Source organism: Cellulomonas septica (assembly GCF_012396155.1).
GTDB classification, from domain to species: Bacteria; Actinomycetota; Actinomycetes; order Actinomycetales; family Cellulomonadaceae; genus Cellulomonas; species Cellulomonas septica.
In genome coordinates, this window is sequence record NZ_JAAXOY010000083.1 from 1 (window position 1) to 8,684 (window position 8,684).

General features: G+C 72.7%; 6 protein-coding genes and 1 pseudogene. 4 read left to right on the forward strand and 3 right to left on the reverse strand.

The genetic code is table 11. The features are described 5' to 3' along the window. Positions 1-134 precede the first annotated feature (134 nt). Both HGA02_RS05345 and HGA02_RS05350 read right to left on the reverse strand, forming a co-directional pair. Complete coding sequence (locus HGA02_RS05345; RefSeq protein ID WP_168678127.1) at positions 135-824, reverse strand: glutamine amidotransferase-related protein; 690 nt, start codon at positions 822-824, stop codon at positions 135-137. Between the two features lie 5 nt (positions 825-829). Then, positions 830-2,284 carry a GuaB1 family IMP dehydrogenase-related protein gene (locus HGA02_RS05350; RefSeq protein ID WP_168678128.1) on the reverse strand — a complete coding sequence of 485 codons (1,455 nt, stop codon included), beginning with the start codon at positions 2,282-2,284 and terminating at the stop codon, positions 830-832. A 243-nt stretch (positions 2,285-2,527) separates the two neighbouring features. On the opposite strand from HGA02_RS05350, the gene dxs reads away from it, so the two are divergent. From dxs to HGA02_RS05370, 4 genes are all read left to right on the forward strand, one after another. Continuing rightward, complete coding sequence (gene dxs, locus HGA02_RS05355) at positions 2,528-4,426, forward strand: 1-deoxy-D-xylulose-5-phosphate synthase (protein WP_168678129.1); 1,899 nt, start codon at positions 2,528-2,530, stop codon at positions 4,424-4,426. 103 nt (positions 4,427-4,529) lie between these two features. Then, on the forward strand, positions 4,530-6,803 hold the full coding sequence (gene pflB / locus HGA02_RS05360; protein WP_168678130.1) for a formate C-acetyltransferase: 2,274 nt from the start codon (positions 4,530-4,532) through the stop codon (positions 6,801-6,803). A gap of 65 nt (positions 6,804-6,868) precedes the next feature. Next, positions 6,869-7,759, forward strand: coding sequence for a pyruvate formate-lyase-activating protein (pflA, locus tag HGA02_RS05365; RefSeq protein ID WP_168678131.1), 891 nt, complete (start codon positions 6,869-6,871; stop codon positions 7,757-7,759). 66 nt (positions 7,760-7,825) lie between these two features. Then, a complete protein-coding gene (locus HGA02_RS05370; protein ID WP_343035285.1) occupies positions 7,826-8,491 on the forward strand; it encodes an AIM24 family protein in 666 nt (221 codons plus the stop codon). Between the two features lie 10 nt (positions 8,492-8,501). Here HGA02_RS05370 and HGA02_RS05375 read toward each other — a convergent pair. Continuing rightward, a pseudogene (locus HGA02_RS05375) lies at positions 8,502-8,684 on the reverse strand (hypothetical protein); the annotation flags it as partial.

Sequence of the window (8,684 nt, forward strand, 5' to 3'; positions counted from 1 at the left end):
CACGAGCACCGCCGCGGGGCGGGCGGCCGACACGTCGGGGAGCACCCGCGTGGGGTCGACGCGCCAGTCCAGCCCGCGGGCGCACAGGTCGAGGAGCTCGGCCCGGGCACCCGCGGGTGTCGTCGGGTCGGCCGTCATCCGCGCGCCCGGACGAGCTCCCCGAACGCGGCGAACGCCTTCTCGGCGGCGGGCACGAGGGCCGGCAGGTGCCGGGACCCGTCCGCGCGGACCGCCTCGACGTCCTCGGGCTCCATGTCCGCCGTCATGTCGGGCGTCCCCAGCCACAGGTCGAGCATCGACGCGGTGACCTCGGGGTGGAACTGCAGCCCGAGCGCGCTGCCGGCGCGGAACGCCTGCACGGGCGTGGCCGGCGTCGACGCGAGCAGCGTCGCGCCCGCCGGGAGGTCGACCGCGTCGGAGTGCCAGTGCAGCACGGTCGGCCGCTCGCCGAGCGCGCCCAGCACGAGGTCCTCGGCGACGACGTCGACCGGGGCGAACCCGATCTCGGTGCCGTGCCGCAGGTGCAGCCGTGACCCGAGCGCGAGCGCGAGGACCTGCATGCCGAGGCACACCCCGAGCACGGGCACGTCCGCGTCGACCGCGTCGGCGAGCAGGCGGCGCTCGGCCGCGAGGCCGGGGAACCGCTCGTCGTCGGCGTCCATCGGCCCGCCCATGACGACGACGCCCCCGAGCTGGTCGAGCGCGGGCAGCCGCGGCTCCGCGTCGTGCAGGACCGTGCGGATCTGCAGCGGCCCGTCGATCCCGGCCGCGATGAGGCCCGGCCCCTCGTGCGGGACGTGCGTGAGGACGAGGACGGGGCGCACGCCGGTCACCAGCCGTCGGGCAGCGGGCGGCCCTCCTCGTAGCCCGCCGCGGACTGGATGCCGACCGTGGCCCGGTCGAACAGCTCCTCGAGGCTCGTGGCGCCGACGTACGTCGCGGCGGAGCGGACGCCCGCGGTCACGTGGTCGAGCAGGTCCTCGACACCGGGACGGCGGGGGTCGAGGTACATGCGCGAGGACGAGATGCCCTCCTCGTAGAGCGCCTTGCGGGCCCGCTCGAACGCCGAGCCGCCCCGCGTGCGCGCGGCGACGGCACGCGCCGACGCCATGCCGAAGCTCTCCTTGTACAGGCGGCCCTCGCCGTCCTCGTGCAGGTCGCCGGGAGACTCGTGCGTCCCGGCGAACCAGGACCCGATCATCACCTGGGAGGCACCGGCGGCCAGCGCGAGCGCGACGTCGCGCGGGTGCCGCACGCCGCCGTCCGCCCACACGTGCCGGCCGAGGCGGCGGGCCTCGGCGGCGCACTCGAGCACCGCGGAGAACTGCGGGCGGCCGACCGCGGTCATCATGCGCGTCGTGCACATCGCGCCCGGCCCGACGCCGACCTTGACGATGTCCGCACCGGCCTCGACGAGGTCCCGCGTGCCCTGCGCCGTCACGACGTTGCCCGCGACGACCGGCACCTGCGGGTCGAGCGAGCGCACCGCGCCGAGCGCCTCGAGCATCTTGCGCTGGTGGCCGTGGGCCGTGTCGACGACGAGCACGTCGACGCCCGCCTCGAGCAGCTCGGCCGTCTTGGCCTTGACGTCGCCGTTGATGCCGACCGCGGCGGCGACGCGCAGGCGGCCCTCGGCGTCGGTCGCGGGGGTGTAGATCGACGAGCGCAGCGCGCCGACCTGGGTGAGCACGCCGACCAGGACGCCGTCGCGCACGACGGGGGAGAAGCGGCGGCGCGAGCCGTGCAGCTGCTCGAACGCGGCCTCGAGACCGCGCGTGCCGCCCTGCTCGACCACGGACAGGTCGACCGTCGTCGGGTGCGGGGACATGACGTCCTCGACCTGCGTGAACCGGTCGACGCCCTGGCAGTCGGCCTCGGTGAGGACACCGACCGGGCTGCCGTCCCGCACGACGACCGCGGCGCCGTGCGACCGCTTGCCGATGAGCGTGAGGGCGGTGTGCACGGTGTCGTGCGGCGAGACGACCACCGCGCTCTCGACGACGGTGTGCCGCGCCTTGACGGACGACACGACGTCCGCGACCACGTCGGTCGGGATGTCCTGCGGGATGACCGCGATGCCGCCGCGGCGGGCGACCGTCTCGGCCATGCGGCGGCCGGCGACGGCCGTCATGTTGGCGACGACGACGGGGATGGTGGTGCCGGTGCCGTCGACGGGCGTGAGGTCGACGTCGAAGCGGGAGGTGACCTCGGAACGCGACGGGACGAGGAAGACGTCGCCGTAGGTAAGGTCGGAGGCCGGAGTCTGGCCGGGCAGGAAGCGCATGGGAGTTCCCCTTTCCGATCGATGGTACCGGGTGGGGTGCGCGCGACCGGGGCGCGAGCCGGAAGGCGGCCCGGACCTGCGTCGTCGTCGCGCGGGTTCTTCACCGAGCCTCCACCGTACCGACCACGCCCCTGACCTGCCCGGACGGCGAGCAGGGGCCCGCGGGACCTAGAGTGTGCAGGCGAAGCCTTCGGCGTCCGCAGCGTGCGGCATCGTCGCCGCACCGGGAGGAGAGGCTGCCTCATGGCACTGCTGGAGTCGATCACGTCACCTGCTGACGTGCGCCGCCTGACCCGCACGCAGGTCGCGCGGCTCGCGGACGAGATCCGCACGTTCCTCGTCGCGTCGGTGTCCCGCACGGGCGGTCACCTGGGCCCGAACCTCGGGGTCGTCGAGCTCACGATCGCGCTGCACCGCGTCTTCGACTCGCCGCGCGACACCATGGTGTTCGACACGGGCCACCAGGCGTACGTGCACAAGCTGCTCACGGGCCGTACGGACTTCTCGCAGCTGCGCCGGCGCGGCGGGCTCTCGGGCTACCCGAGCCGCACCGAGTCGGAGCACGACGTCGTCGAGAACTCGCACGCGTCGACCGCGCTGTCGTGGGCGGACGGCATCGCGAAGGCCAACCAGCTGCAGGGCCGCGGGCAGCGGCACGTCGTCGCGGTCATCGGCGACGGCGCGCTCACCGGCGGCATGGCGTGGGAGGCGCTCAACAACATCGCGGCCGGTCAGGACCGGCGGCTCGTGGTCGTCGTCAACGACAACGGGCGGTCCTACGACCCGACGATCGGCGGCCTCGCGCGGCACCTCGACACGCTGCGCACCACGCAGGGCTACGAGAACGTCCTGTCGTGGGGCAAGCAGACCCTGCGCCGCTCGGGCCCGCCGGGACGGTTCGCGTACGACGCGCTGCACGGGCTCAAGAAGGGCATCAAGGACGTCGTCGCGCCGCAGGGCATGTTCGAGGACCTGGGCCTCAAGTACGTCGGGCCGGTCGACGGGCACGACGAGCAGGCCGTCGAGCACGCGCTGCGCCGCGCCAAGGCGTTCGGCGGGCCGGTGATCGTGCACGTCATCACCGAGAAGGGCCGCGGGTACACGCCCGCCGAGCAGGACGTCGCGGACCGCTTCCACGCGGTCGGCCAGATCCACCCCGAGACGGGCCTGCCGCTCGCGCCGTCGCGGTTCGGCTGGACCAGCGTGTTCGCCGACGAGATCGTGCGCATCGGCCGTCGCCGCAAGGACGTCGTCGCCATCACGGCCGCGATGCTTCAGCCGGTGGGCCTCGCGCCGTTCGCCGCCGAGTTCCCGGACCGCGTGTTCGACGTCGGCATCGCCGAGCAGCACGCCGCGACGTCGGCCGCCGGCATGGCGTTCGGCGGGCTGCACCCGGTCGTCGCGGTCTACGCGACGTTCCTCAACCGCGCGTTCGACCAGGTGCTCATGGACGTCGCGCTGCACAAGGCGGGCGTGACGTTCGTGCTCGACCGCGCCGGGCTGACCGGCGACGACGGCGCGAGCCACAACGGCATGTGGGACATGGCGATGCTCGGCATCGTGCCCGGCCTGCGGCTCGCGGCGCCCCGTGACGAACCCACGCTGCGCGACGCGCTGCGCACCGCGGTCGATGTCGACGACGCGCCGACGGTGGTCCGGTACCCCAAGGGTGCGATGGGCGACCCGCTGCCGGCGGTCGACGAGGTCGACGGCATCGACGTGCTCGCGCGGCACGACGGCGCCGACACGGACGCGCCGTCGGTGCTCGTCGTCGGCGTCGGCGCGATGGCGGTGACGGCCCTCGCGACCGGCGAGGTGCTCGCCGCGCACGGGCTGCGCGTGACCGTCGTCGACCCGCGCTGGGTGCTCCCGGTCCCGACCGCGCTCACCAAGCTCGCGGGCGCGCACGACCACGTCGTGACGATCGAGGACGGGGTCGTGGACGGCGGCATCGGCGCGCTGCTCGGGCAGCGGTGCACGGACGTCGGCGTGCACACGCCCGTCCAGGCCGTCGGCGTGCCGCGCCGGTTCCTCGACCACGCGTCGCGCGACCAGCTGGTCGGCGAGCTGCGTCTGGGCCCGAACGACGTGGCCCGCGACGTGCTCACCGCGCTCGGGCGCCTGCCCGACGCGGCGCAGTAGCGCAGGTCACAACCCGCGGTCGCAGCGGCCGGGGCGAAGGTCCCAAGACATCCCATCACTTGCTCCGTAGGTTCGAGGTATCGACCCGCACGGAGGAGCGAAGATGTCCACCACCGCAGTCCCCGCCACCGCCCACGACGAGGCCACCACCCCGGCCGCGTGGACCGGCTTCGTCCTCGGCCCCTGGGCCGACCACGTCGACGTGCGGGACTTCATCCAGCGCAACTACACGCCCTACGAGGGTGACAGCGCGTTCCTCGCGGGTCCGACCGCCCGCACGACGCGCATCTGGGACCGCCTGAGCGCGATGTTCCCGGCCGAGCGCGAGAAGGGCGTCTACGACGTCGACGCGAGGACGCCGTCGACGATCACGTCGCACGCCCCCGGCTACATCGCGCAGGACGACGAGATCATCGTCGGCCTCCAGACGGACGCCCCGCTCAAGCGCGCGATCATGCCCAACGGCGGGTACCGCATGGTCGAGAAGTCGCTCGAGACCTACGGCTACGAGCCCGACCCGGTCGTCTCCGAGATCTTCAGCAAGTACCGCAAGACGCACAACGACGGCGTCTTCGACGTGTACCCGCCGGCCGTGCGTGCCGCGCGCTCGTCCCACATCATCACGGGCCTGCCCGACGCCTACGGCCGCGGCCGGATCATCGGCGACTACCGCCGCGTCGCGCTGTACGGCGTCGACGCGCTGATCGCCGCGAAGAAGCTCGAGCGTGCCGAGCTCGACATGGAGCGCTCGGTCGAGGACGTCATCCGCGACCGCGAGGAGAACGCGGAGCAGATCCGCGCGCTCGGCGAGCTCAAGCAGATGGCCGCGTCCTACGGCTACGACATCTCCGGCCCCGCGACGACCGGCCGCGAGGCCGTGCAGTGGCTGTACTTCGGCTACCTGGCCGCGGTGAAGGAGCAGAACGGCGCCGCGATGTCCCTCGGCCGGACGTCGACGTTCCTCGACGTCTACCTCGAGCGCGACCTCGCCGCGGGGACGATCACCGAGGAGCAGGCGCAGGAGATCATCGACGACTTCGTCATCAAGCTGCGGATCGTGCGCTTCCTTCGCACGCCGGAGTACGACGCGCTGTTCTCGGGCGACCCGACGTGGGTGACCGAGTCGATCGGCGGCATGGGCGAGGACGGCCGCACGCTCGTCACGAAGACGTCGTTCCGCTACCTGCAGACGCTCTACAACCTGGGCCCGGCGCCCGAGCCGAACATGACCGTGTTCTGGAGCGACCAGCTCCCCGCGGGGTTCAAGGAGTACTGCGCGCAGGTGTCGATCGACACGAGCGCCGTGCAGTACGAGTCGGACGACCTCATCCGCGGCGACTGGGGCGACGACGCGGCCATCGCGTGCTGCGTGTCCCCGATGCGCGTCGGCAAGCAGATGCAGTTCTTCGGCGCGCGCGTGAACCTCGCGAAGGCGCTGCTGTACGCGATCAACGGCGGCCGCGACGAGGTCACCGGCAAGCAGGTCGCGCCGGTCACCGCGCCCGTCGAGGGCGACCTCCTCGACTACGACGACGTCATGGCGAAGTTCGACACGACGATGGACTGGCTGGCCCAGACGTACGTCGACGCGCTCAACTGCGTGCACTACATGCACGACAAGTACGCGTACGAGCGCATCGAGATGGCGCTGCACGACCGCGAGATCCTGCGGACGCTCGCGTGCGGCATCGCCGGCCTGTCGGTCGTCGCCGACTCGCTGGCCGCGATCAAGTACGCCAAGGTCACCGCGCTGCGCACGACGGACGGGCTCGTCACCGAGTACGCGATCGACGGCGACTTCCCGACCTACGGGAACGACGACGACCGCGCCGACGACATCGCCGTGTGGATCGTCAACACGTTCATGGAGAAGATCCGCCGGTACCCGACGTACCGCAAGGCGCTGCACACGCAGTCGGTCCTGACGATCACGTCGAACGTCGTGTACGGCAAGGCCACGGGCTCGACCCCCGACGGCCGTCGCGCCGGCGAGCCGTTCGCGCCGGGCGCCAACCCGATGAACGGCCGCGACTCGCACGGCATGCTCGCCTCGGCGCTGTCCGTCGCGAAGCTGCCGTACTCGCAGTCGCAGGACGGCATCTCGCTCACGTCGTCGGTCGTGCCCTCGGGCCTCGGCCGCACGCGTGAGGAGCAGGTGACGAACCTGGTCGGTCTGCTCGACGCGTACACGCTGTCGAACGGCTACCACATGAACGTCAACGTCCTGAACCGCGAGACGCTGCTCGACGCGATGGAGCACCCGGAGAACTACCCGCAGCTCACCATCCGCGTCTCGGGCTACGCCGTGAACTTCGTGCGGCTCACCCGCGAGCAGCAGCTCGACGTCCTGTCCCGGACGTTCCACGGCGCGGTCTGACGCGCCGACCGGCACGCAGCACCGCCCGCACCCGTAGCAGTCCCGGCACCGACAGGAGCACGACGATGACGACCCAGACCGAGCAGCGGAGCACCGGCGCCCCTGTGGTGGCGCTCGGCACGCCGCTGGTCGGCGGGTCGCACGAGCGGGCCCACGGTGCCGGGACCGCCGGTCTCACCGAGGTCGAGGCAGAGCGGTCCGCCCGCCTCGCCGCGGTGCGGGCCGGCGACCTCGGGTCCGTGCACTCGTGGGAGCTCGTCACGGCGGTCGACGGCCCCGGCACGCGCCTCACGGTGTTCCTGGCCGGGTGCCCGCTGCGGTGCCTCTACTGCCACAACCCCGACACCATGGAGATGCGTCGGGGGACCGACGTCGCGGCCGACGACCTGCTCGCGCGCGTGGCGCGCTACCGCGGCGTCATGAAGGCGACCGGCGGCGGGCTCACGATCTCCGGCGGCGAGCCGCTCATGCAGCCCGCGTACGTGCGGCGGCTGCTGCGCGGTGCCAAGGCGATGGACGTGCACACCGCGATCGACACGTCGGGCTTCCTGGGCGCGCAGCTCTCCGACGCGATGCTCGACGACGTCGACCTCGTCCTGCTCGACGTGAAGTCGGGCATCCCGGAGACCTACAAGAAGGTGACCGGCCAGGACCTCGCGCCCACCCTGGCGTTCGGGCGGCGGCTCGCCGAGCGCGGCACGCGCACGTGGATCCGGTTCGTCCTCGTCCCCGGCCTGACGGATGCGGTCGAGAACGTCGACGCCGTCGCCGACTACGTCGCGTCGCTGGGGGAGTGCGTCGAGCGCGTCGAGGTGCTGCCCTTCCACCAGATGGGCCGCGACAAGTGGGACGAGCTCGGCATGCGGTACGAGCTCGGCGACACCGAGCCCCCGTCGCCCGAGCTCGTCGAGCGCGTCCGCGGCCAGTTCCGCGCCCGGGGCCTCACGACCTTCTGAGCCGGGCGTCCCGCACGCGGCTCTGGCACGCTGGCAGGACGACTCCCGAGCCGTGAGGAGACCCCCGTGCGCAGCGCGATGTTCGGCACCAGCCTCGAAGCCGCGACCACCGACCGGTTCGCGCTGCAGAACGACAAGATGCTGCGGGTGCACCTCGACGGCGAGGTGCTCGCCCGGCAGGGCTCGATGGTCGCCTACCAGGGTGAGATGTCGTTCGCGCACCAAGGCTCCGGCGGGGTGCAGAAGTTCCTCAAGAAGGCGTTCACCGGCGAGGGCGTGCCGCTCATGAAGGTCACCGGTCGCGGCGACCTGTTCCTCGCCGACGACGCGTCCGAGGTGCACGTCGTCACGCTCGAGGGCGACTCGATCACCGTGAGCGGGCGCAACGTGCTCGCGTTCGACACGTCGCTGCAGTGGGACATCCGCCGCGTCGAGGGCGCGTCCATGATGGCCGGGGGCCTGTTCAACACCGTCTTCACCGGCGTCGGCCAGCTCGCGATCACGTCGTTCGGCCCGCCCGTCATCCTCGACGTCGACCAGCCCACCTACGCCGACGCGCAGTCCGCGATCGCCTGGTCGTCGACGCTGCAGACCGCCGCCAAGTCGTCCATGAGCGCCGGCGCGCTCGTCGGGCGCGGGTCCGGCGAGGCGATGCAGATCGCGTTCTCGGGCCAGGGTTTCGTCATCGTGCAGGCGAGCGAGGGTCCGCGGATCGTCCAGCAGAACGGCTGAGGCCGGCGGCTCAGGGTGCGGCGCGCTCCTCGTCCGGCAGCGGTGCGCCGGCGAGGCGCGCGAGCAGGCGGGCGAGCAGGGCCCGCTCGTCCGGGTCGAGCGGGGCGAGGACGTCGTCCTGGGCCGCGAGGACGACGGCGTGCAGCTCGGCGAGCCGACGGTGGCCCGCGGGTGTGAGCGCGACGGAGTTCCG